20 protein-coding genes are annotated in these 22875 nt (G+C 50.5%); 13 read left to right on the top strand and 7 right to left on the bottom strand.

Going from position 1 to position 22875, the window contains the following annotated elements; genetic code table 11:
* Positions 1–196: 196 nt before the first annotated feature.
* Positions 197–2272, bottom strand: coding sequence for a molybdopterin oxidoreductase family protein (locus ABEB26_RS19590; RefSeq protein ID WP_345723740.1), 2076 nt, complete (start codon positions 2270–2272; stop codon positions 197–199).
* A 221-nt stretch (positions 2273–2493) separates the two neighbouring features.
* On the opposite strand from ABEB26_RS19590, the gene hflX reads away from it, so the two are divergent.
* Positions 2494–3828 carry a GTPase HflX gene (hflX, locus tag ABEB26_RS19585; RefSeq protein ID WP_345723739.1) on the top strand — a complete coding sequence of 445 codons (1335 nt, stop codon included), beginning with the start codon at positions 2494–2496 and terminating at the stop codon, positions 3826–3828.
* A gap of 208 nt (positions 3829–4036) precedes the next feature.
* Here hflX and ABEB26_RS19580 read toward each other — a convergent pair whose 3' ends face one another.
* A complete protein-coding gene (locus ABEB26_RS19580) occupies positions 4037–4390 on the bottom strand; it encodes a response regulator (RefSeq protein WP_345723738.1) in 354 nt (117 codons plus the stop codon).
* Positions 4391–4470: 80 nt separating this feature from the next.
* Here ABEB26_RS19580 and ABEB26_RS19575 point away from each other — a divergent pair, with 80 nt between their 5' ends.
* The 6 genes from ABEB26_RS19575 (at position 4471) to ABEB26_RS19550 (ending at position 11495) form a co-directional block, all read left to right on the top strand.
* Positions 4471–5925 (top strand): DUF4832 domain-containing protein, encoded by a 1455-nt coding sequence (locus tag ABEB26_RS19575; protein WP_345723736.1) that lies wholly within the window; start codon positions 4471–4473, stop codon positions 5923–5925.
* Positions 5926–6086: 161 nt separating this feature from the next.
* Positions 6087–7403: a tRNA (N6-isopentenyl adenosine(37)-C2)-methylthiotransferase MiaB gene (gene miaB, locus ABEB26_RS19570; RefSeq protein ID WP_345723735.1), complete on the top strand. Its 1317-nt coding sequence runs from the start codon at positions 6087–6089 to the stop codon at positions 7401–7403.
* Positions 7404–8342, top strand: coding sequence for a CPBP family intramembrane glutamic endopeptidase (locus ABEB26_RS19565; protein WP_345723734.1), 939 nt, complete (start codon positions 7404–7406; stop codon positions 8340–8342).
* Positions 8343–8426: 84 nt separating this feature from the next.
* On the top strand, positions 8427–9254 hold the full coding sequence (locus tag ABEB26_RS19560; RefSeq protein ID WP_345723733.1) for a tetratricopeptide repeat protein: 828 nt from the start codon (positions 8427–8429) through the stop codon (positions 9252–9254).
* Between the two features lie 335 nt (positions 9255–9589).
* Complete coding sequence (locus ABEB26_RS19555) at positions 9590–10597, top strand: alpha/beta fold hydrolase (protein WP_345723731.1); 1008 nt, start codon at positions 9590–9592, stop codon at positions 10595–10597.
* 70 nt (positions 10598–10667) lie between these two features.
* Positions 10668–11495: an NAD(+)/NADH kinase gene (locus ABEB26_RS19550; RefSeq protein WP_345723730.1), complete on the top strand. Its 828-nt coding sequence runs from the start codon at positions 10668–10670 to the stop codon at positions 11493–11495.
* Here ABEB26_RS19550 and ABEB26_RS19545 read toward each other — a convergent pair.
* Positions 11470–12231, bottom strand: coding sequence for a hypothetical protein (locus ABEB26_RS19545; protein WP_345723729.1), 762 nt, complete (start codon positions 12229–12231; stop codon positions 11470–11472). The genes ABEB26_RS19550 and ABEB26_RS19545 overlap by 26 nt on opposite strands.
* 289 nt (positions 12232–12520) lie before the next feature.
* On the opposite strand from ABEB26_RS19545, the gene ABEB26_RS19540 reads away from it, so the two are divergent.
* The 3 genes from ABEB26_RS19540 to ABEB26_RS19530 are packed head-to-tail and all read left to right on the top strand — an operon-like array spanning position 12521 to position 16338.
* Positions 12521–14566 (top strand): thioredoxin domain-containing protein, encoded by a 2046-nt coding sequence (locus ABEB26_RS19540; RefSeq protein WP_345723728.1) that lies wholly within the window; start codon positions 12521–12523, stop codon positions 14564–14566.
* 53 nt (positions 14567–14619) lie between these two features.
* A complete protein-coding gene (locus tag ABEB26_RS19535) occupies positions 14620–15264 on the top strand; it encodes a DUF6483 family protein (protein WP_345723727.1) in 645 nt (214 codons plus the stop codon).
* Positions 15265–15291: 27 nt separating this feature from the next.
* Entirely contained in the window at positions 15292–16338 is a 1047-nt protein-coding gene (locus ABEB26_RS19530) for a Gfo/Idh/MocA family protein (protein ID WP_345723726.1), read from the top strand.
* Between the two features lie 360 nt (positions 16339–16698).
* On the opposite strand, the gene ABEB26_RS19525 is transcribed toward ABEB26_RS19530, so the two are convergent.
* The 3 genes from ABEB26_RS19525 to ltaE form a co-directional block, all read right to left on the bottom strand.
* On the bottom strand, positions 16699–17733 hold the full coding sequence (locus ABEB26_RS19525) for a UDP-glucose--hexose-1-phosphate uridylyltransferase (protein WP_345723725.1): 1035 nt from the start codon (positions 17731–17733) through the stop codon (positions 16699–16701).
* A 12-nt stretch (positions 17734–17745) separates the two neighbouring features.
* The gene (locus ABEB26_RS19520; protein WP_345723724.1) at positions 17746–18825 is read right to left on the bottom strand and encodes a M24 family metallopeptidase; all 1080 of its coding nucleotides are present in this window, start codon (positions 18823–18825) and stop codon (positions 17746–17748) included.
* A gap of 87 nt (positions 18826–18912) precedes the next feature.
* The gene (gene ltaE / locus ABEB26_RS19515) at positions 18913–19947 is read right to left on the bottom strand and encodes a low-specificity L-threonine aldolase (protein WP_345723723.1); all 1035 of its coding nucleotides are present in this window, start codon (positions 19945–19947) and stop codon (positions 18913–18915) included.
* Positions 19948–20167: 220 nt separating this feature from the next.
* Here ltaE and ABEB26_RS19510 point away from each other — a divergent pair, with 220 nt between their 5' ends.
* Positions 20168–20899, top strand: a complete 732-nt coding sequence (locus ABEB26_RS19510; protein ID WP_345723721.1) for an SIMPL domain-containing protein — start codon at positions 20168–20170, stop codon at positions 20897–20899.
* A 225-nt stretch (positions 20900–21124) separates the two neighbouring features.
* On the opposite strand, the gene ABEB26_RS19505 is transcribed toward ABEB26_RS19510, so the two are convergent.
* Positions 21125–21481 carry an OsmC family protein gene (locus ABEB26_RS19505; protein ID WP_345723720.1) on the bottom strand — a complete coding sequence of 119 codons (357 nt, stop codon included), beginning with the start codon at positions 21479–21481 and terminating at the stop codon, positions 21125–21127.
* A 42-nt stretch (positions 21482–21523) separates the two neighbouring features.
* Between ABEB26_RS19505 and ABEB26_RS19500 the strand changes: the two genes are divergently transcribed.
* Together ABEB26_RS19500 and ABEB26_RS19495 are read left to right on the top strand one after the other, a co-directional pair.
* Complete coding sequence (locus ABEB26_RS19500) at positions 21524–22498, top strand: TolB family protein (RefSeq protein ID WP_345723719.1); 975 nt, start codon at positions 21524–21526, stop codon at positions 22496–22498.
* 61 nt (positions 22499–22559) lie between these two features.
* Complete coding sequence (locus tag ABEB26_RS19495) at positions 22560–22808, top strand: hypothetical protein (protein WP_345723718.1); 249 nt, start codon at positions 22560–22562, stop codon at positions 22806–22808.
* Positions 22809–22875: the final 67 nt, after the last annotated feature.

The raw sequence follows: 22875 nt of genomic DNA, 5'->3' as shown, positions 1-22875 counted from the left end.
GGCAGGCGAGGGGTGTTCCACCCTTTATAATACAGTCGTTCCCCCTCGCCTCGCTCGGCGGGAGAGGGGGCTAGGGGGTGAGGGCATTAATGATGAGTTTAATGCTATAAACCATTACACCTAGCCCCTGAACTCTGACATCCAGTCCCTCGTCGCTTCGTGTTCTTTGCGGTTTCGGTAACCTAGCCCCTGACCCCTACCCTATAGCTTCAACTTCTACCACAATTCCGTTCAAAGCGGCATTGCCACTTAATGGATCGATCGCCTGATCGTCGGTTAAATCATTGATACTGCTGCCAGCGTGGGCTTGGGCGATCTGGATTTTGGTATCAGGATAGCGATGCCCCCAGCCATGCGGCAAACTAACCACGCCCGGCATCATTAACTCGCTGACTTCAAGTGCAACCTCAATCGTGCCTACTCGCGAGCTGAGTTTGACGTGTTGACCATGGGTTAGCTGGCGTTGGGCTGCATCGGATGGGTGGATTTGCAAGGTACAACGATCATCGCCCTTGACCAAGCGTTGGCTGTTGTGCATCCATGAATTGTTGCTGCGCAGTTGTCGGCGACTAATCAAGCGCAGTTGTTTGGTTGGCACTTGTTGCAACAATCCGGCTAGCCGATCCAAATCGCTGGCAATTGCTGGTGGTACAAGCTGAATTTGTTTATCTTCGGTAAAAAGCCGCTCAGGCAGGCGTGGTTGCAATGGTCCAAGATCGATGCCATGCGGTTGTTGGGCTAATTCGCTGAGCTGGATAGCATATGGCCCTGATCGTAACCCACGCTCAAGCATGGCTTTTGGTGGAAAAATTCGATCCTCTTTTTCGCTCATGCGCTGGGTTAATTCGCCGAAAATTTGCCAATCGTGGCGAGCATACTGATCGATCTCAAATAGCGCCGGGCTATATTTGGCGGTATTACGAATTGCCAAATTGTGAAACAGCACATCATAATGATCATGCTCCAAGGGCGAGCTCGGTGGCAAAATCAAATGAGCATGGCGCGTCGTTTCATTTACATAAAAATCAATCGAGAGCATAAAATCAAGTCCAGCCAAGGCCTGATCAAGTTGTTGCCCATTGGGAGTAGAAAGCACTGGATTGCCCGCCGAGGTGATTAACCCCCGAATTTGGCCTTCGCCTGGGGTCAAGATTTCTTCGGCCAAAGCGGCTGAGGGCAGTTCCCCAGCGAATTCGGGCAACTGGCGCACGCGGGTATGCCAACGCCCAACATTGCCTTTACTGCCAAGTGGCAAGGTATCGAAGGCTGGCGTGGTAAACATTGAACCGCCCTCACGATCCAAGTTGCCAGTAATGATATTGAGAACTTGAATGAGCCACTGGCTGAGCGTGCCAAACTGCTGAATTGAAACCCCAATCCGGCCATAGCAAACAGCGCTGCTAGCATGGGCAAAATCATGAGCTAGTTGCAAAATCGTATCCGCTGCTACTCCTGTTGCCTCGGCGACTACCGTTGGGCTAAATCGTTCGAACAGGAATTCAAGCTGATCAAGCCCCTTGGTAAAGCCAGCCAGCCGATCAGGCTTAGCCCAACCTTCTTTGAGCATAGTATGAATCAGCGCTGCCAATACCAAACCATCGCTGCCAGGTTGAATAAAATAATGTTGGTCAGCTAATTGGGCCGTTTCGGTTTGGCGTGGGTCAAACACCACAATCTGGCCGCCGCGCTGCTGAATTGCTTTCAAACGGCGTTTGATATCGGGGACGCTCATAATGCTGCCATTCGAGACTGCCGGATTTGCGCCGAAAATCAACAAAAATTGAGTTCGATCCAAGTCCGGCACAGGCAACATTAATTGATGCCCATACATGTGATAAACCACCAACTGATGGGGCAATTGATCGACTGAGCTAGCCGAGAAACGGTTTTTGGTGCGCAAACTGCGGACAAATGCCCCAGCACCCAAGGCCGTACCCAGATTATGAACTGAAGGATTGCCCTGATAAATGGCGATTGCATCGGGGCCGTAGCGAGCCTGAAGTTGTTTTAATTGGGTAGCGGCATAATCAAACGCCTCATCCCAATCAATTTGATGCCAGCCATCAGCTCGGCGTTGAAGCGGCTGACGTAACCGATCGGGATCATGGTGAATATCGCCAAGTGCACTGCCTTTGGGGCAAATATGTCCACGGCTAAACGGATCAGCCTGATCGCCACGAATTTGCCTGACTGCATTGTCGGCAACCGTAATTGCCAAGCCACACATCGCCTCACACAGCGGGCAGGTTCGATAATGGATTTGTTCAGTCATCGCTACGCCTCCTTGCGTCACACAATTGGAGCCATTATCGCATAGCAAAATCAGTCGTGCGAGGGATGAGCCATGGCCCAACCTATGCTAAAGTATGAGCAAAGAGCAACCACAGCGATTCCTTGGTGAAAGGCGGAACCCAAATGATAAAGTTATGGTAAAAGATCAGAGTTGTTGTTTTGTCGCAATTTACGCTGTGGTCACGAAATTTAAGGAGATCTATGAGTAATTCTGTCCGTGAACGGATGCATGTCACCGCCAAACCCAAGGAACGCGCCCTATTAGTCGGGGGCGATATTTATAATAATCGCGAAGCTTGGCACATCGACGATTCACTTGATGAATTGGCTTTATTGGCTGATACTGCTGGCCTTGAGGTGGTTGGCACGGTTTCGCAAAAGCTCGATCATCCCAATCCCAAAACCTATATCGGGCCAGGTAAAGTGCGCGAAGTCGCCGATTTGCGTTCGGAAACACCCTATGATGTGGTGATTTTCGATGAAGAGCTTTCGCCTTCGCAAGCCCGCAACCTCGAAGAAGCAATTAAAGTTAAAGTGATCGATCGCACCACTTTGATTTTGGATATTTTCGCCCAACATGCCCGCACTCGCGAAGGTAGCTTACAGGTGGAGTTGGCGCAATACGATTATTTGCTGCCCCGTTTGCGTCGCGCTTGGACTCACCTTGAGCGTCAATCTGGCGGTGGTGGTGGCGGCTCGGGGGTCGGGGTTGGTTTGCGCGGGCCTGGTGAAACCCAGCTTGAAAGTGACCAACGGATTATTGGCAAACGCATCGCCTTGTTGAAAGAACAATTGGCTGATGTGCATCGTCATCGCGAGTTGTATCGCCAAAACCGCCAAGAATCGGGCTTGCCAATTATTTCGGTGGTTGGCTACACCAACGCTGGCAAATCAACCTTGCTCAATCGTTTGGCTCAAGCCGATGTACTGGCCGCCGATATGTTGTTTGCCACACTTGACCCAACCACGCGCAAAGTGGCTTTGCCTGGTGGCCGTGCAGTTTTGATGACCGATACGGTCGGGTTTATTCAACGCTTGCCAACCGCCTTGGTCGCTGCTTTTCGCGCAACCCTAGAAGAAATTGCCGAAGCCGATGTCTTGTTGCACGTGTTGGATCTGACTCATCCCAATGTCGAAGAACAATTCAAAACTGTGATCGATACGCTCAGCGAACTCAAAGTTCAGGATAAACCAATTCTGACCGTGTTCAACAAAATCGACAAGATTGATAGTCCCAGCGATGCCGAAATTGTGCGCATGATCACTGAATTGGGCTTGCCGATCGATCGCTGGGTGGCGATTTCGGCCCAACAAAACATTGGAATTGATCGCTTGCAAACGGCGATTGAACAGATGTTGATGGAGCGCATGGTTAAATTCGAGGTAATGATTCCCTATCGAGCCAACGAGCTAGTGGCGCTTTGGCACGAACGTGGGATGATTGAAAGCGAAGAATTTGGCGCTGAAGGCACAACCTTGCGTGGTGCAGTGCCCCGCCAATTTGCCCATCGCTTCGAGCCATATCGCGTTAAGTAAGCCGATTCGCATGCTGCTGTGTTAGATTAATCGTCGATCTAACACAGCATTTTTTATAATGATTCGCGACGGTTTGAAACCGCGAAGAACACGAAGGTCGCGAAGATTTTTAGCCACGAATTCCACGAATTTCACAAATAATTTTCTGATCCCTAGCCCCTAAAACCTGTACCCTACTTCAACTATGTTCTTTGCTCTATGTTCTTCTTCACTCCCCAAGTACATCGCTAACTGCCATCAACAATTGTTCACGGCGAAAAGGCTTGCGAATATACATCAGCACATTGGGCGTGCCTGCCACGATGTAATGAGTCGAGGCCGACATCATAATGCGCGGAATTTGGCGCAGGCGCGGGTTATGCTCAAGGCTCTGGCAAAACTCATGGCCACGCATATCTGGCAGCAATTCATCAATTAATAATAGGTCGGGAATGCTTGTTTCAAGCAACAGCAGCGCTTGGCTGACGCTTGAGGCAGTTAAAATTGTATAATCAGCGCCCAAGAAATGGCGAATCAAGGCGCAAACCGTGGTATCGTCATCAACAGCAAGAATGGTTGGCATGGAAACCCTTCATAACAATGGTAGTGTGATCGATCAGCTTCGACGATGGGACAACCGCGATCGGTACAAAGGATTGGGCAATGCGATGGTTTAGAGTGTTGTTTGTGCTATTGATTGTAGCAGGATTTGGCTTGACATGGTATCTTTTGCGGCCCCAAAATAGGCTTGTTTGGCAAACATTCACCCCGACGGTTATCGCGTTGGAACAGGCTGAGGTGGCTAATCCTGGCAGAGGCTTGTATCAATGGCGCGGCCAAACCATGATCTGTCCTAGCGAATTGATTTCGAATCGCGAACGCTATGATCGCTGGACATGGGCCGAACTTGAGCCAAGCGAAAATGACTACGATTGGCGCGAAATTCATGAATTGCTTGATACAGCTGAGCAGAAGGGCCAGCGGGTTTGGTTGGGTTTGGGGGCAAGTGCTGGGCCTAGCAATAATGGCCCGTTTTTACCAAATTACTTGCAACAGCCTGAATTTGGCGCAAGCTTTGAAGGCGATTGGTATCCCAATTATAATCATCCGTTTGTGCAAGCCCGACTTGAAGCTTTGCTGGCTGCCTTTGTGGCGGAATTTGCGGGCGATCAGCGGATTTTGGGCGTGCAGATGCGCAGTTATGGCCGTTATGGTGAAGGCTATTTGCCATGGAATGCCGATAAAAACCATGTGATGTGGGCCAGCGAAAGCACAGCACGCTGGCTGGTTGATGCTTGGCATACCCACCTCGGCCCGCATTTTCTGCTTTCGATTCCGTTGAGCAATAATCCTGTCTTTTACTACGCCATGACTAAGCAACCCTATTGGAGCATCACCCGCGATGCCTTGGGCATGCCTGAGCAAATGGCCAATATCGATCAATTAATTCAAAGTGATATTATGGTTGATGGCCAAGCAATTGGCCCCTTGGTGGCTGAGCGTTGGAAAGTAGCACCGATTTTTAGCGAGATGATTGGCGAATATGGCGAACGCGATTATAGCGGCCAGTTTTTGGCGGCCCAAACCCAAGTCATTTCGTATCATATTTCGTATGTGAGCAACGGCAATTTTGCCCAGCCCTATCGTGAAAGCCCATGGGATTTCTGGCGTGATCCAGTTAATTGTCCTGAGCAAACCAGCAAGTGGACGAATGCTGATACGCAGAATTTTATTATGGCGGGCAAATTAGCGGGCTATCGCTATGCCCCAACCACGATCAAACTTGCCATCGATAACCAGCAACTCCAGATCGAAAGTACTTGGCAAAATGCTGGTGTTGCTCCGATTTATGAGCGCTGGCCGTTGATTTGGCAATTGCGCGATGCTACTCAGGCTGTGGTTTGGCAAGCAGAATCAAGCCTTGATTTACGCCAAATACTGCCAACCCAAGCCTACGAGCATCGCCAACAATTTGAACACTTCGATCTGCCAGTGGGGGAATATGAATTGCGACTCATTGCTCCGGCGATCAATCACTATGTGCAGCCCTTGCAATTGGCAATAGAAGGCCAGTTAGATGATGGTTCGTATCGGATTGGAATTCTGAGCATTCGTTAATATCTTAATTTGGTGTCTGGTTGCAAAATCGTGGCACAATACAAACACGCCAATAGTTGGTGCGGTTGGCTTGATCTCACGCTTGCGACGGTTGCGATGGCCTGCTTGATAGGCTATAATGCTGCGACTTTTGCTATTAACGACATAAAGGTTGTAGGGTTATGGAACGAAATCGCTATTTTGTATGGACAGTTGGCTGCCAAATGAACGTCTCTGATTCAGAGCGACTTGAATCGGCGCTGCAAGGGGTAGGTTATACTCCTGCTGAGCAAGCTGAAGATGCCGATTTTATTGTATTAAATTCGTGCTCAGTGCGGGCCAATGCTGAAGAAAAGATTATCGGCAAAATTACCGATATTCAACGGATCAAACGAGAGCGGCCCGATACCAAAATTGTGCTGTGGGGCTGTATGGTCGGCCCAAACAATCAATCGATCTTTAAGAAAAAGTTGCCAATGGTTGACCATTTTGTTTCGCCATCGGCAGTTGATGAGGTCTTGGCCTTAGCGCCTAACCCAATTTACCAGCTTGACGAACCAGCCTTGCCCGTGGCTGATTGGCAAGTGCCGCCAGTCAATGTGCATGTGCCAATTAATTATGGCTGTAATATGTCGTGTGCTTATTGTGTAATTCCATTGCGCCGTGGTAAAGAGCGTTCGCGCCCAATGGAAGAAATTGCTGAAGAAGTGCGGCGAATTTGTGCCCGTGGTGCTAAAGAAATTACCTTGCTGGGCCAAATTGTCGATTCATACGGCCACGATTTGCCTGGGCGACCTGACCTTGCCGATTTGTTAGAATATTTGCATGAAACCCCAGGTTTAGTTCGCTTACGCTTTTTGACCTCGCATCCAGCCTTTATGAGCGAAAAATTGTTGCATACGATTGCCCGCTTGCCCAAAATCATGCCTGATATTAACTTGCCAATTCAGGCAGGCGACGATCAATTGCTCAAAGTGATGAAGCGCGGCTATACCGTGGCTAAATATACCAAATTGATCGAACGAATTCGCGAGATTATCCCAAACGTATCATTATCAACCGATATTATTGTTGGGCATCCGGGCGAAACTCGTGAAATGTTTGAGCGCACCTTGGAGATGGTTGAAAACATTCGGTTTGATAAAGTGCATATTGCCGCTTACTCCTCGCGCCCAGGCACCAAAGCTGCTGATATGGAGCTTGACCCAGCCTTAGCAGTTGAACATGGCGAAAAGCAATATCGCCGAATTGCGCTTGAACGCTTGCAAGAACGGATTGCCACCGAGCGCAACGAAGCATGCTTGGGGCACGAGGTTGAAGTTTTGGTTGAGGAATTCACCAAAGGCAAATGGCGTGGCCGCGATCGCAACAACAAATTGGTCTTTTTTGAGGCCGCAGGCGATTGGTATGGCAAAGTGGTCAACATTCACGTCACTGAAACTCGCCCATGGTGGTTGGGTGGCGATCTGATCGGCGAAACGCTAGCAATAGGTGCATAAATGAGTTATGGCAACGATGATCCCCAACGTGAACGCAACGATGCTGTGTTGAAGGCGCTTGGTGGCGTACCGCAACCGCCAGTTGCTCCGCCTATGCAGCCGCAACAACCCATGGCTCAACCTGGTTGGTATCCAGCAGATTATGGCTATCAGGTGCCGTCAACTGGTGCGGCAGTTCCAGGCTCAGAGGAAGGCAACAGTCGCACGCCAATGGCCTACTGGGTATTGCCAGATTTGATTTTTGGTTTTTTGCTGGCAGTCCTGTTGCAAGTGATCATCATGGTTGCTTACATGCTGGCCAATGGATTAAGCGATTTGGAGCAAATCCAAGGCTTATTGAATGACCCAACCTTTATTTTGCTCAATGCTCCAACCTTGGGCTTAGGTTTTACTTTAGCCAGCATCTTGCGGGTCAATATTTTGCGCAAGTTGCCCCTAGCATGGTTTGGCCTGAATCGCAAAAAACTGGGGGTTGCTTTAGGGTTTGGCTTTATTGCAGGCATCAGTTTCTTAGTGACCAACTTTATTTCAGGGGTGATTAGCAAAGCTTTAGATAGCAGCCCTGATCAACAAGCACAGTTGATCGGCCCTTTTAAAGAGGCTAGTAATCTACAAATTGGCTTATTTGGTTTGTTTGTAGTGATTATTGGGCCATTTTTAGAGGAAGTCTTTTTTCGCGGCTACGCTTTTCGGGCGATCCGCCAAAAACTTGGGGTTACCTGGGGGGTTGTGCTCAGTGGCATTCTATTTGCCCTGCCGCATGCCTTTGGAGTTACGACTGGTTATATTGCCCTCTTGATTCCGATTTTTCTTGGTGGGGCGATTTTGGCCTTGGTTTACCACTACACCAACAATCTATGGAGTGCAGTTTTGGCGCACTCGATCAATAACTTTATTGGATTTATCGGCCTGATTGTGGCCTTGAAGTTCGACGTTTAGTAAATCGATGGTTTTTAGGATTGGTTTGAGCGGATGCGGTGTGAACTGCGTCCGTTCTGTGTGATTAAAGCCTGGAGGAACTCAGTGTCCAAGCAAGATGATAAGATGCGCATTCGTAATCGTTTAATCGATCAAGCGATTAGTGAAGCTGCTAATAATCAGTGGGAATCGGCAATTGAATTGAATCGTAAAGCTATTGAACTTGCTGAAGATCCTGAAACCTATAATCGTTTAGGCAAGGCTTTGCAAGAAGTAAATCGTTATGCTGAAGCGCTTGAAACCTATCAAAAGACCTTAAAACTTGCCCCAAGCAATATTATTGCCCGTCGCAATATCGATAAGCTGACTCCATTATTGAGCAGCGAAGGCAAAACCAATCAACGCAGCCGCGAATTGGTCGATTTGCGCTTGTTTGTCAGCGAAACTGGCAAAACCGGCATTACCACGCTGACGAATCTCGCTAATCCAGGTTTGGTAAGTCAATTAGGTAGCGGCGAGATCGTTGAGTTGCGCCACGAAGGCCGCTTGTTGAATGCCTACACCAGCGATGGGATTTTAATTGGGCGGATTGAGCCAAAACTTGCTCAACGCTTAGCTGAATTGATCGATGGTGGCAACAAATATGCCGCAGCCATCGCGCATATCGAAAATGGTCAAGTGCGGATTGTGATTCGCGAAACCTTCCAACACCCATCACAACGCACCAAAATTTCGTTCCCTGGCAAGCTCAGCGGCGATATGGGAGCCTTCCGGCCATACGTTCGCGATTATTCGTTGCGCTACGATTTCGATGGCGATGACGATGATGAAGTTGATGAAATGGGCGAGGAAGAGGAAGAAGATCTCGACGAAATGAGCCTCGATGATGTCGATAGCGACGATGGCGACGATGACGATGAATTAGGTAGTTAGTTCGGCTCACTGTCTAACCTTTCAAGGGTAGGGTTTAACAATGATGGAATGGAATTGACTGTCGATTAGCATGCCCTCACCCCCTAGCCCCCTCTCCCGCACGCGCGGCGAGGGGGGAACCACCTATCGTAGAATCTCATAAACTTTTATCGTTGAGCCCTTCATTCATTTATGAAGGGCTTTTTGGGGTTATGCGATCGAATTATAGATACTCAGCGGCCTGAAGATCGATGCGGCTATAGCTCTAATTGCTGAGTCGATTTCACCCTGATTAACCCTGTGGTTTGGGTATTTCTTGGCTATAGTTGACCTCTATCGTTAGCCAAGGAATAATCATGAAGATAAAACCACAAAAACGTTCGCTCTTGCGACGCATTGGGCGCTGGCTCGGTTGGATTGGTCTGTTGATGATTGGCTTGTTGATCGGCGGCTGGGCGTTTCAGCGCTGGGCCAGCCAGCGTGATCGCCAACGATTTTTGCCAGCTGAGCAGCAAATTATGGTCAATGGCCATGCGATGCGGCTAATTTGTATGGGCAGTGGCAGCCCAACGATCGTGCTTGAATCTGGCTTAGGCGATGGTGCTGATGTTTGGGGCTTAGTCCAACCAGCCTTAGCTGAACAATATCGAGTGTGTGCCTACGATCGGGTTGGCATGGGCTGGAGCGCAGCTGTGGCCGACAAGGCTGATCGGGCTTCGATTGCCGAAACTTTGCATGAACTGCTGAATCACGCCAACGTACCAGCACCATATGTATTGGTTGGCCATTCGGCTGGGGGGGTGTATGTGCGCGAATATGCCCAGCGCTACCCTGAACAAGTTGTTGGATTGGTGCTGGTCGATTCATCGCATGAACAACAACGCCAACGTCAATCACAGCTTGATGAAGACCCATTTGCAGTTATGCGTCAGTCGATGCAAGCCTGTGATGCGTTGGCTCCATTTGGGATTATTCGGCTGACAAAGCTGTTTGAGCAATCACAAACGACCTATGCCAAATTGCCGCAACCAGCCCAAGCCTCGATTGCTGCTAGCCTATACCAAACCAGCACCTGTAGCGCGATGGATGCGGCCTTAGCAGCGATAACCAAAGATCTGAATCAAGCTCAAGCTCCGCAATCACTTAAGGATCTTCCGTTGGTGGTGTTAACCCGTGGGATTGCTGATAACACCATGCCAGCGGAATTTGAACAGACGTGGGATAGCTTGCAGCAGGAATTAGCTCAGCTTTCGAGCAACAGCCAACATCAGATAGCTGAAACTAGTGGACATTACATCCATCTCGACCAACCAGAGTTGGTGATTGGAGCAGTTGAATGGGTAATCAGCCATCAAGCTAAATAGCTAGCAGCGTAGGACAGCGCTCGGTGAGTGTGTTATGATGCAGCGCAGAATGGCCACCACAGGAGGCGCTATGCACACAATTGGCGTTTTGTATAATCCGCTTGCGCCTGCAACAGCCCAAGCAGGGGAACGAATTGCGGCTTGGTTGGGCGAACGAGGGTTAAGTGTGTGGCTAGGCACATCGCAAAGTGCCCGCGATGAGCCAGATCTGGTCGCGCCATGCCAATTGATGTTGGCGCTTGGTGGCGATGGCACGGTACTCCGCGCCGCCCGAATTGGCATCACCCATAATATGCCGATTTTGGGGGTGGCGATGGGCCACCTGAGTTTTATGGCCGAAGTTACTGAAGAATCGGTCTATGAAGGCTTAGAGGTGTTGCTTAACAGCGGTGGTTGGTACGATCAGCGCACGTTGGTCCGAGCACGAGTTCTACGCCAAGGCCAAGAGATTTTTAATGATCTGGCTTTGAACGAGGTGTTGCTGTCGCGGCGTGATGTCGCACGAGTAGTCCATGTTTCGGTTGCCATCGATGATATGCCACTGACGAGCTATCGGGCTGATGGGGTTTTGGTTTCAACCGCAACTGGCTCAACTGCCTATGCCTTGGCGGCAGGCGGCCCAGTGCTCGACCCGCGCTCCGATTCGTTATTGTTGGTGACGGTGGCTGGCCACTTAACCAGTTTGCCAGCCCTCGTGCTACCGCCAGATACCAAAATTAGTTGGACGCTGGCCCGCCATCATCCGACAATTATTAGCCTTGATGGGCAGTGGTCGTTTCCAATTGAGCCTGATGATCTGATTGAGGTCACGCGTGCTCAAGAGATTTGCCGTTTTGCCCATGTTTATCCCCAAGCCCATTTTTATCAGTCGCTCACTCAGCGTTTGCGTCGGCAATAGGTTGTTCGCTGGCGAGCCATGTTTGGTAGCGCTGCAATAGTAGACCGCTGGTTTGACGATAATCGGCCCAGCGCGTTTCAAGCGGATTGAAGGCTTGCTCCAGTGCTTGCCACAAATTATCGGGTAAGGCCGAGGTTGGTTGGAGGCGCAACGTGCCTGCAACCGCCTCGACCACTTTAATACAACGCCGCGCCGGATGCTGCAGCAATACCTCAGATAAACGCCAACCGCGCAAGCCACTGAGCAAGGTCAACGCAGTATACATGCCACTCGAACGCCCCATCGCATCTAACAACGAGCTGGCGGCTGGCTCGCTATTTTGGCGTTGCCAACTATAACGCCATGCCAAACCATCGAGCGTATGGCCAATTGCCAAACTGACGAGCATTAAATCGCTGCTACTGAAGGCAGGTAGGCGTGGCAAATTGCCCACAAAATCGCCCAAGGCTTGGCCCAGTGGCGATGTGGCGGCAGAACGATTTTCGGCGACCGCCCGTAATCCACGCCAATAGCGCTGGGCTTGCTCAATATTCAAATCGAGATAGGTTAATGTGTGATGTTCCAGCATCAAGAGCCATGTGAACCAGCGCCCAATCACTGCTGCCTCGCTCAAATCGCGAAATGGGGCTAAATGATGCAGCAATTGAGTGGCACGGGTCACATGCTGCAAATCGGCATGAGTATAACTGCCCATCCACGTTAGCAACATTGGGTCGGGTAAGGCGTTTTCGTCCATATATAGTGCTCCATCAACTATCATAAATCTATTAGACTAAACCCTCACCCCCTAGCCCCCTCTCCCGCCAAGCGAGCGAGGGGGAATCCCTCGATCATGAAACTTGGAACTCCCCTCGCCCGCCGCAGTGGGAGAGGGGGCGGGGGTGAGGGTATGGTCTTAATTTCTTAAAATCTATCTTCATTAAGTAGGAGCTAGGGGGTGAAGGAGCGCAAAAAGTTAGTATTCCATTAATCTCCTCGCACCACGACCTGCTATATACTACTGGTAGATTAGTTAAGGAGCCGCTATGGCAAATCGTTTAATTCATGAAACTAGCCCTTACTTGTTGCAACACGCCGAAAACCCTGTCGATTGGTATGCTTGGGGTGAAGAGGCCTTGCAACGTGCCAAACAAGATGATAAACCAATTTTATTAAGTGTTGGCTATAGCGCTTGCCATTGGTGTCACGTTATGGCCCATGAATCGTTTGAAGATCCAGCGACTGCTGCCGTCATGAACGAATTATTTATCAATATCAAGGTTGATCGCGAAGAACGGCCTGATATTGATTCGTTGTATATGGCCGCTGTGCAAGCGATGACCCGCCACGGCGGCTGGCCAATGACGGTCTTTTTAACCCCTGATGGTGCACCGTTTTATGGTGGAACCTACTTTCCCCCAGAGCCGCGCCACAATATGCCTTCGTTTCAACAGGTGCTACATGGCGTGGCCGAAGCCTATCGCGACCGTCGCGAAGAGGTGTTTCAAAGCGCCGAGCAGATGCGTGAGCATTTAGAAGATATTTTGAGCTTCGATCTTGAGCAAGTGAAATTGAGCAAAAGCCAATTGAATGTGGCGGCTCAACGCCAAATGAGCCAATTCGATTCGCGTTTTGGTGGCTACGGCGGTGCGCCGAAATTCCCGCAAGCCTTGATTTTTGGCATGGTACTGCGAACTTGGCTGCGCAGCGACGATCAAGATGCGCTCAATCAAGTGACCCAAACCTTGCAAGCAATGGCCAACGGCGGCATGTACGATCAGCTTGGCGGTGGCTTTGCCCGCTATTCGGTCGACGCTCAGTGGCTCGTGCCGCACTTCGAGAAAATGCTCTACGATAATGCCTTGCTCAGCCAGCTCTATCTCGAAACCTACCAAGCCACCCATGAGCCGTTTTATCGGCGAATTGCTGAAGAAAGCATCAACTACATTTTGCGCGATATGACTAGCCCTGATGGCGGTTTTTATGCTGCGGAAGATGCTGATAGCGAAGGCGAAGAGGGCAAATTTTATGTTTGGAGCGTAGCTGAAATTCAGCAATTGCTCAGCCCTGAGGATGCAGCTCTCGCTCAGTTGTATTGGAATATTCAGCCCGAAGGCAATTTTGAGGGTCATACAATTTTGTATGTGCCCCAAGATCCTAGCGTGGTTGCCAAAGAGTTGAGCATTAGCGAGGCAGATTTGGCCCAGCGCATCGCCGCAATTCGTGCCACGCTCTTGGCTCAGCGCAATACGCGCATTCGCCCAGGCCGCGATGAAAAGATTTTGGCTTCGTGGAATGGCATGATGCTGCGCAGTTTGGCCTTTGCCGCCAATGTGCTCGATAATGCCGATTATCGCGCTGCGGCGATTCGCAACGCTGAATTTATTACCAGCAAGCTCTATCAAAATGGCCAACTGTATCGTTCATACAAAGATGGTCAGGCTAAATTCAAGGGCTACCTCGAAGATTATGCCTGTGTTGCCGATGGCATGCTGGCCTTGTACGAGGCAACCTTTGATCTGCGCTGGCTGCAAGTGGCGATTGAATTGGCCGAAAGCATGACTGAGCGCTTCTGGGATGCACAACAGCGCAGCTTTTTCGACACGGCCAGCGATCATGAGCAGTTGATCACGCGACCTCGCGACCTTTACGACAATGCTACGCCTGCCGGAAATTCGGTGGCGGTTGATGTGTTGCTGCGTTTGGCCACCCTGCTTGATCGCTACGAATATCGCCAATACGCCGAAACCGTGCTGGCGAATTTGAGTGGTGCATTGTTGCAACTGCCTGGGGCGTTTGGGCGTTTGTTGGCTGCCGCCGATTTTGCGCTTGCTGAACCACGCGAAGTTGCTCTAATTGGCGATCCCGCTGATCCTGCGTTCAAAGCGTTGTTGCAAGCGACCTATCGCAACTATCAACCCAACAAAGTCGTGGCTGCCTGTCGGCCAGATGATCAAGCGGCTCAGCAGTTGATTCCGTTGTTGGCTGAACGACCATTGCTCAACCAGCAAGCCACGGCCTATGTCTGTGTGCGGCGGGCTTGCAAATTGCCAACCAACGATCCCAACCAGTTGATCAACCAATTAGGCTAAGTTGTTGGCGCAGTGTATGGGCAACCACAGGCTGCGCTCTTTTTTGAGGAGCTATGCGAGATTACATTTTACGCTTGATCGAGCAATTTGGCCTTGTTTGGCGCAAGATTGTGCATTTGCGCGAGGCTGGTTCGGTCGAAGAGGCTCAAGCGGCAATCAACACGGCCTATCGCGATTTATTCGATACCCATAGCCACTTTGTTGATTTGTTGCCCGATGAAGATTTGCTCAAGTTAGTTCAATTCGAGGGCACAATTGATCTTGATCGGTGTGCGGTGCTGGCAGCCTTGCATGTTGCTGAAGGCCAGTGTTTCCAAGAACAAGGCATGATCGACGAAGCCTATCGTCGCTTTGATCGAGCCTTGATGCTGTATGGAGCCTTGGTGCGTTCAAATCAGCAAATTCCGCCCGAAGTGCGCGAGGCGGCTAAGGCTGGGCTGTACGAATTGAGCAATTACGAGCTAGAGCCTGCAACTCTCGACGATGCTTGGCGCGTCTATGCAGCAGTGGGCGATTATCCTAATGCCGAGGATCATCTCTGGCAGTGGCTTGAGGCGACCGAATTTGCTGAAGCCGCATGCAGCGATGCTCAGGCGTGGTATCATCAATTGCTCACTCGCAGCGATGCAAGCCTTGAGCAATTGGGCTTGCCACGGCAGGAGATCGAGCAAAGCCTTGCCCAACTCGCCGCACATTAGGATTGCATTGCGCTCCAAGGGAGGTTTATGTCGATGAAGATTGCAATTATTGGAACCGGTTGGGGTGCTCGCGTTCAGGTGCCAGCCTTTCGTTCGGCTGGGCTGAAAATCGTGGGGATCGCCGCCCAAAATTATGAAAAAACTCAGCGTGAAGCTGCCTCTTTGAATGTTGAAGCCTTCGAGCATTGGCGCGATTTGCTCAGCAGCGATGCCGATTTGATTTCGATTGTGACCCCACCAGGGACACATTGCGAAATGAGCGTAGCGGCCTTAGAGGCTGGCAAGCATGTGTTGTGTGAAAAACCGACGGCGTTGAATGTGCTCGAAGCCCAAACCATGCTCGAAGCCGCCCAAGCCCATCCTGAGCAATTAAGTTTGATCGATCATGAATTGCGCTTTTTACCAATTTTTCAAATGGCCCGAGCGTTAATTAATGATAATGCGATCGGCCAGATTCGCCATGTCAACAGCAGCGTGATTTTCTCTTCGCGCGCTGATCCGCAACGCCCTTGGAATTGGTGGAGCGATAAAGAGCAAGCTGGCGGTGCTTGGGGAGCAATTGGCTCACACCAAATTGATATGTTGCGTTGGCTCTGTGGCGATTTCAGCTCAATTCGTGCGAGCTTGCACACCTTTGTGGCTGAGCGCCCACTTGACGATCAACTCTTGCCAGTCACTAGCGACGATTTTGCTACGGCTCAAGTGCGTTTGGCTAATGGTGGTTTTGCTTCAATTATGATCAGCGGCGTGGCAGCGCTCAACGAAAATGATCGCATGATCATTCATGGTGAGCATGGCGCGATCAAAATTGAAGGCGCACGTTTGTGGCACGCCGAGCGCGATGGCGAGTGGCAAGAGCGCACACCCGCTCATACGGTAGCGATTCCCAGCGAAATCAGCGGTAACTTCCCAGTGGGAACGGTCTATCTTGGCCATGCCTTGAAGGCCTACAGCCGTGGTCAGCTTGATGCATTGGAGCAAGCCGCAACGTTTAGCGATGGCTTGCTGACCCAAAGTTTGCTTGATGCTGCTCATCGCTCCGATGAAAACGATGGTGGTTGGATTACAATCTAGGAAGTTCCCTTACCCCTGACCCCGCCTTGCAATAAAGGTTTGGTTGTATTCCCTCACCCCAACCCCTCTCCCGCCGAGCGCGGAGAGGGGCTTTTTTCGTGGTGTTTCCCCCTCTCCGCGCGTGCGAGAGAGGGGGCTAGCTTACAAGGGTAGGTTTTTAATCGTTTTCCGTTGTGAACCACCAATCCCGTGGTTCATCGGTGGATTCCTGTTCACCACCAACTGTCCTTGAGGGGGTGTCGGGGGATTAAAGCCCCCGACGTTTCCCGCCTTGAGGCGGGACGGAAGGGTGGTGATCCGCAATGCTGGTGACCAACCTACCCTTGAAAGGAGGGGGCTAGGGGGTGAGGGAACATTTAGCTAGAGCTTAGTCCAATGCAGGCTGGGCAAATCGCGTAGCCGCTGAGCGGCAGTTTCGGCGGTTAAGTCGCGTTGCGGTTGCGCCAACATTTCGTAGCCAACCATAAATTTGCGCACCGTGGCCGAGCGCAACAATGGCGGGTAAATATGGGCATGCACAACGTGATGAGGGTATTGTTCGCCATCACATGGGGCGTTGTGCCAACCAAAGGTATAAGGAAATGAAGTTTGGAATAAATTATCGTAGCGAATCAGGGTATGGCTGAGTAAATCGGCGAGGCCATCGCGTTCGGCTTCGCTTAATTCGGCCAAGGTGCTCACCGCGCGACGTGGCAAGAGCATGGTTTCATACGGCCAAACTGCCCAAAATGGCACGACCGCTGCCCAATAATCGTTGGCATAAACTACTCGTTCACCCCGCACTAATTCTTGTTCGACATAATCGATCAGCAAGGGGCGTTGGTGTTGGGCAAAGTAGGCTTTTTGGCTGCGCTGTTCAGTGGCGACAAGGGTTGGGATGCTCTCATTGGCCCAAATTTGGCCATGTGGGTGGGGATTGCTCGCCCCCATCGCGGCCCCGCGATTTTCAAAAATCTCGACATGCTTGATCCAATCGATCGCGGCTAGTTCGCTAAATTGGCTGGCCCACAAATCGACGACCAAACGAATATCGGGGATACTCATTTCGGCCAAGGTCAAATCGTGGCGTGGCGAGAAACAAATCACCCGACAGATACCACGTTCGCTATGGGCTTGAAATAGGCCATCATCAAGCGCAGCACTCGGGCTATCGGGCAGCAATGCGGCAAAATCGTTGGGAAACACAAAGGTACTAGCATAGGCTGGATTGATCTCGCCATTGGCGCGAGTTACTTCAGGGCAAAGGTAGCATTGTGGATCAAAGGCTGGGCGCTGATCGGGAATGGTTTTTTCGACTTGGCCTTGCCATGGGCGGGCCGTGCGATGCGGCGAAACCAAGACCCATTCATCGGTCAGCGGGTTGTAACGGCGATGAGGAGTATCACTGAGATTCATTGGGCTTTGCTCCTAGATGACTAATGGTAATGCTCGGCGTAAACCTGCATATTCCACACTTGGCCACGCAGGATCAACCGAAAGAACTTCAACTCCAGCAGCGCTGCGAATAATTGTATCTTCAATTTTTACGCCAGCTAAACTGGGATTCCACGCCATTGCTGTGTTGGCTTCGATGATTGTTGGTTCGCCTGGCCGCGCCACAACTTCGCGTGAACGATAACCAGTTGTGCCACCTTGATGCAACCGCTGCATCTGCTCGACGACACCACGTTTGGTATAAGCCTCCACAGTTGCATCGTAGACTGCGCCAACCGTACTGCCAATTTGGGCTGTGGCGATCATCTCGGCTTCGATTGCAATCACTTGCTCGTAACTGGCGCGTTCGGCGGCAGTTTCAGGCCGAAAATGAATATAGCGGCTGACGTTGGCATACAAACCACCTTGACGAGCACAAACCACCAACATCGTGCGTTGGCCGATTGGCTCGTGAGTGGCTGGCAAGTGACCATACAACGGCAATCGGCGTTCGCCGCCAACCAAGGTCAAAGCTGGATGAATGCCATGGCTCCAAAGCTCGGCGGCGGCGGCTCCCGCCAATTGAAATTCTGTCCACTCAGGTTTCGTAGCACTCAGCACCTTAGTCATAATTTGGGCAGTCGTGCGGCCAAGCGCCTGATAGCGGGCAATTTCTTCGGGCCCTAAGCGCAATTTAGCCGCAACTAATTCGGGTGGTAGGCCAACCTCGCCTTGGGCTGGCCGATCCGAGGCTACCAAGGTGGCGTTGCTCCACTCGCGCACTGCCTGATTGAGTAAGTAAGGCGTAGACCAACTGGTTGCCCAAAGCTGATATTCGGCGGGAATGCCTTGGTCGCATAGACGATCAACTTCGACTGAATCAGTTACGATAAACGCTTGATCGGCGGTAATTACCACCTCGGCAATCCCAGTTTCAGTCGTTAAAATCACCACATTATCTAAGCCCGCTGTGACCCATGCAAACCAATCGACACCGCGCAAACGCACAGCGCCATATTTATAGCGTGCAATTGCTGCACGAACAATGGCAAGCTTGTTAGCTATTTCAGTCATAGCCCAAAATCCTTGTCTAGATGCGATTATTGATGTCTATAGGATACACGAGCCGCAGGGCGCGAAAGTGCAAAATTTGTAACGGGATTAAGCGCTTTGCAGCACCTTGGCGATGATGTTGGCGGCCTCGGCGCATTGCTCACGATTAACATCAACATGGGTTACAGCCCGTAAACGGCCTTTGAATGGCACGATCAAAACCCCTGCTTGGCGCAAACGTTCAACCAATTGTTCAGGGCTAAACGTGCTATCGCGCAAGCCAAAAACGATAATATTGGTTTGCACCGAAGCCAAATCAAGCTCGATTTGGGGTAATTGGCTGAGTGCTTCGGCCAGCATTTTGGCATTTACATGGTCATCGATCAAGCGTTCGCGGCCTTCGTTGAGCGCAATCAAGCCCGCCGCTGCTACTACCCCAACTTGGCGCATGCCGCCGCCAAGCATTTTGCGCCAGCGATGCACTTTTTTGATAAACTCGCCTGAGCCTGCCACAATCGAGCCAATTGGTGCACCCAAGCCTTTGGATAAGCAAAATTGCACGCTATCGACATGCTTAGTAACGGTGCTAGCTGGTACACCCAGCGCCACCGCTGCATTGAACACTCGTGCCCCATCCATATGCACTGGTAAATTTTGGCTGCTGGCCCATTGCTGCACCTGCGCCAAATATTCCAATGAAAGCACCGTGCCACCACAGCGATTATGGCTGTTTTCCAGACATACCAAACCTGCCTGAGCGGCATGGGCATCGTAGGCTGGGCGTACTGCCGCATTCAAAGCCGCTAAATCAAGCTCGCCTTGGGTATTGGTTGGGATGGGATGAAACACCAAGCCACCCAAGGCTGAAGCGCCACCCGCCTCATAATGATAAATATGTGATTCATCGCCAAGCAACAGCTCTTGACCACGCCCAGCATGGGCCAAAATTGCCGCCAAATTGCCCATCGTGCCGCTTGGCACAAAAATCGCCGCCTCTTTGCCAACCAGATCGGCGGCATAGCGTTGTAATTGATTGACCGTTGGATCATCGCCAAACACATCGTCGCCAACCTCGGCGTGATGCATGGCCTCACGCATGGCCAAACTTGGCTTCGTGACGGTATCGCTGCGCAAATCGATCATGGTTAACTCCTTCGAAATTCTAGCCAATTACGCGCCTAAAGTTGCTGGCAAGTGGCTGCTGAAGCACTAAACAATTATATCAAAAGCTTGCGGGAACAAATTGCAAGCCTGGAGCGTTGAGTATACAGAAACCAAATAAGCAGCGCATCACCCAAGCCGGATGGAGCTGAGCACTGCTTGTAGAGTTCACTTAATTGCTTATTAGTATGAGGAATGGATAATGAATGCTCGTAACTCAATTATTGGTTGGTCGTTGGCACTGTTGTTGATTGTTGGGTTTGGAATTGCCTCGTTGGTGATTTTACCCCGTGGTAGTGCCGCCCAAACCGATACCGAGAGCCGCAAACGAATTTCAGTTACTGGTCGCGGTGAAGTCAAAGTAACTCCCGATATTGCCTATGTGACGATTGGGGTCAATACCAACGCAGCAGATGCTAAAAGCGCTTTGAGCGAAAACAACACCAAAATGAATGCCCTGATCGAGCAATTGAAAGCCGCTGGCATCGCCGAGGCCGATATTCAAACCACCAACCTTAATATCTCGCCAAGCTACGACTATTCGGGCAACACCCCAGTTTTGAAGGGCTACGATGTCAACAACAACGTGCGCGTCAAAGTTTCGGTTAGCGATGCTGGCGGCTTGTTGGATAAAGTGGTCGAAGTTGGTGCAAATAACATTTCAGGCTTGAGCTTTGATGTCGCTGACCCAGCTAAATCATTGGAAGCCGCTCGCCAAGCTGCAATCAAAGATGCTCAACTGCGGGCTGAACAATACGCCGCCGTGAGCAACGCTCAAGTTGGCGAAGTCTTGGTTATCAGCGAAACGTCAACCCCTGTAACCTATCCAGTCGCCTACGAATCACGCGATATGGCTGTTGGGGCTGGTGCACCAATCCAACCTGGCCAACAAAGCCAAGTCATTGAAGTTCAAGTGATTTTCGAACTAAAATAAGCTCAGTTCGATTTCAGCGCTAAATCCTTGAAACTGTGGGCTTGCTCAAGTATTATGCTTGAGCAAGCCTATTTTTTGTCTGTTGGGGATCGGTAAGGACGAACATAGAGCATAGAGCATAAAATAAGGACTGAGAATTAGAAGATTATTCGTGGAATTCGTGCAATTCGTGGCTAAAAAACTTCTTGCTCTTCGCGTCCTTCGTGGTTTCGTCCTTCGTGGATCTCAAACTTGGCGAATCGTAATTAATGGCGGGTGCTCCAAGGTTGCATGCACCGTACAATGCTGAGCGGCGCGTAAAACAGCAGCTTGGCGGGTTTGGGAGATTGTGGCTGGGAGCGTAACTTCAATTTCGTAGCGATCGATGCGGCGTGGCTCGCTGCCAAAGCTCCAGCGAATGACCAACGTTGTGCCTTTTAAATCAAGCTCGGCAGTTTGAGCGTAGCGCTCCATCACTGCAGCGGTGCAGCCAACCAAAGCAGCTGCCTGCAATTGCACCGGATTGAGATCAGCGGGATAGCTAAATGACTGCCCATCAAAGATCAAGTCAAGTTGATCGGGTTGTGTAACTGAAATTCGCATAAAACACCTTTTCCAAATGATCGAAATCTGTGTGAGGAACCTATGAACCTTGTGCGTAGCTTAACATTACTTGGCTTGTTTGGTTGTTTAACTGGCTGTATGAGCACAACTGTCGAACCAACTAGCCAACCAACTAGTGTGCCTTCAACCCCTACAATTGTAGCTATTGCAACGCCAACCGTGGGCGATGTACCGCAACGCTTGGCATTTGTTGCCAATCAGCCCAACGCTGTGACAATTATGCTGGCGGCGCTTGACGGCAGCCCTGCCCAAGTGCTCAATCCTGATTTTCCGATGGCGCTTGACCCAACTTGGTCGCCTGATGGTAATGAGTTGGCCTTTGCGGTGCAAGATAGCGATGGCTTCAACATTTATATCAGTGCTGCAGATGGCAGTAATTTGGTTCAAGTAACCACTGAGGCTGGCGACGATCAACACCCAAGTTGGTCACCTGATGGACAACAATTGGTCTTTCAATCCAATCGTTCGGGCAATGATGAAATTTATCGCATCAATCGTGATGGTAGTAACGTGTTGCAACTGACCAACGATCCAGCCCAAGATTGGATGCCACGATGGTCGCCTGATGGCAGTTTGATCGCATTTAGTTCATCGCGTGGGTTTAGTGATGAAGAATCAGCGGGCCGTGAATTGTATTTGATTCAGCCTGATGCTCAAGGCTTACAGCAATTAACCAAAGCTCGTGGACGTGCCCAAAGTCCAATTTGGTCGCCTGATAGCCAGCAATTAGCCTATGTATTTTTTGCTAGTTCCATGGTTGGCGGAGATATCGCGAGTAATACGATCTATACAATCAAGCGTGATGGCAGTGAACCAACCTTATTGCAAGATAATGCCTTCAACCCGCAATGGCTTGATCAGCGAATTGCCTTCACCACCTACGATTTGAACACATATCATACTGCCCTGCGGATCTTGGATTTGAATACGCTGCAAGTGAGCGTGCCGATCAGCATGCCGGAGCTTGATTTGATGCAACCAGTATTCAATCGTTGATGTAGCAGGCTGAAGGTTTTAACCATGAAGCATAGCTGCACATTTAGAAGGGAAGGCTTAGATGTTGCCTGTTCAGTGTGCGATGTGTCGATCCGACAAAATTATTCCGACTGCAACCATTCACGAGATGGAAAAACGCTATGAACGTTTGATGGTGACAGTCTATACCAATCCTAAGGCGGTTTTTGCCAAGGGCGGGGTTGATACGTGGGTAACCTGTGCGATTTGCGGTGAGTGTGGCCATATCATGCTCTATGCCGAAGATCCTCAAGCCTTGTGGCAAGCCTATCAAGCTCAGCAAAAGGGCTAATCACAATTCACAAAGGGCACGAAACTACCCATCAAAAACTTCGTGTAACTTCGTGCTCTTCGTGGAT

The sequence above is a fragment of the Herpetosiphon gulosus genome (assembly GCF_039545135.1).
In the GTDB taxonomy this organism is placed as follows: domain Bacteria; phylum Chloroflexota; class Chloroflexia; order Chloroflexales; family Herpetosiphonaceae; genus Herpetosiphon; species Herpetosiphon gulosus.
The sequence above is the reverse complement of the archived record's forward strand: the minus strand, read 5'-3'. Positions and strand labels throughout refer to the sequence as shown.

Bases quoted from the DNA above. Each gene is read 5' to 3' on its own strand.
- ABEB26_RS19590 (WP_345723740.1), bottom strand. From the start codon at position 2,272: ATGACTGAACAAATCCATTATCGAACCTGCCCGCTGTGTGAGGCGATG.
- hflX (WP_345723739.1), top strand. From the start codon at position 2,494: ATGAGTAATTCTGTCCGTGAACGGATGCATGTCACCGCCAAACCCAAG.
- ABEB26_RS19580 (WP_345723738.1), bottom strand. From the start codon at position 4,390: ATGCCAACCATTCTTGCTGTTGATGACGATACCACGGTTTGCGCCTTG.
- ABEB26_RS19575 (WP_345723736.1), top strand. From the start codon at position 4,471: ATGCGATGGTTTAGAGTGTTGTTTGTGCTATTGATTGTAGCAGGATTT.
- miaB (WP_345723735.1), top strand. From the start codon at position 6,087: ATGGAACGAAATCGCTATTTTGTATGGACAGTTGGCTGCCAAATGAAC.
- ABEB26_RS19565 (WP_345723734.1), top strand. From the start codon at position 7,404: ATGAGTTATGGCAACGATGATCCCCAACGTGAACGCAACGATGCTGTG.
- ABEB26_RS19555 (WP_345723731.1), top strand. From the start codon at position 9,590: ATGAAGATAAAACCACAAAAACGTTCGCTCTTGCGACGCATTGGGCGC.
- ABEB26_RS19550 (WP_345723730.1), top strand. From the start codon at position 10,668: ATGCACACAATTGGCGTTTTGTATAATCCGCTTGCGCCTGCAACAGCC.
- ABEB26_RS19545 (WP_345723729.1), bottom strand. From the start codon at position 12,231: ATGGACGAAAACGCCTTACCCGACCCAATGTTGCTAACGTGGATGGGC.
- ABEB26_RS19540 (WP_345723728.1), top strand. From the start codon at position 12,521: ATGGCAAATCGTTTAATTCATGAAACTAGCCCTTACTTGTTGCAACAC.
- ABEB26_RS19535 (WP_345723727.1), top strand. From the start codon at position 14,620: ATGCGAGATTACATTTTACGCTTGATCGAGCAATTTGGCCTTGTTTGG.
- ABEB26_RS19530 (WP_345723726.1), top strand. From the start codon at position 15,292: ATGTCGATGAAGATTGCAATTATTGGAACCGGTTGGGGTGCTCGCGTT.
- ABEB26_RS19525 (WP_345723725.1), bottom strand. From the start codon at position 17,733: ATGAATCTCAGTGATACTCCTCATCGCCGTTACAACCCGCTGACCGAT.
- ABEB26_RS19520 (WP_345723724.1), bottom strand. From the start codon at position 18,825: ATGACTGAAATAGCTAACAAGCTTGCCATTGTTCGTGCAGCAATTGCA.
- ltaE (WP_345723723.1), bottom strand. From the start codon at position 19,947: ATGATCGATTTGCGCAGCGATACCGTCACGAAGCCAAGTTTGGCCATG.
- ABEB26_RS19510 (WP_345723721.1), top strand. From the start codon at position 20,168: ATGAATGCTCGTAACTCAATTATTGGTTGGTCGTTGGCACTGTTGTTG.
- ABEB26_RS19505 (WP_345723720.1), bottom strand. From the start codon at position 21,481: ATGCGAATTTCAGTTACACAACCCGATCAACTTGACTTGATCTTTGAT.
- ABEB26_RS19500 (WP_345723719.1), top strand. From the start codon at position 21,524: ATGAACCTTGTGCGTAGCTTAACATTACTTGGCTTGTTTGGTTGTTTA.
- ABEB26_RS19495 (WP_345723718.1), top strand. From the start codon at position 22,560: ATGTTGCCTGTTCAGTGTGCGATGTGTCGATCCGACAAAATTATTCCG.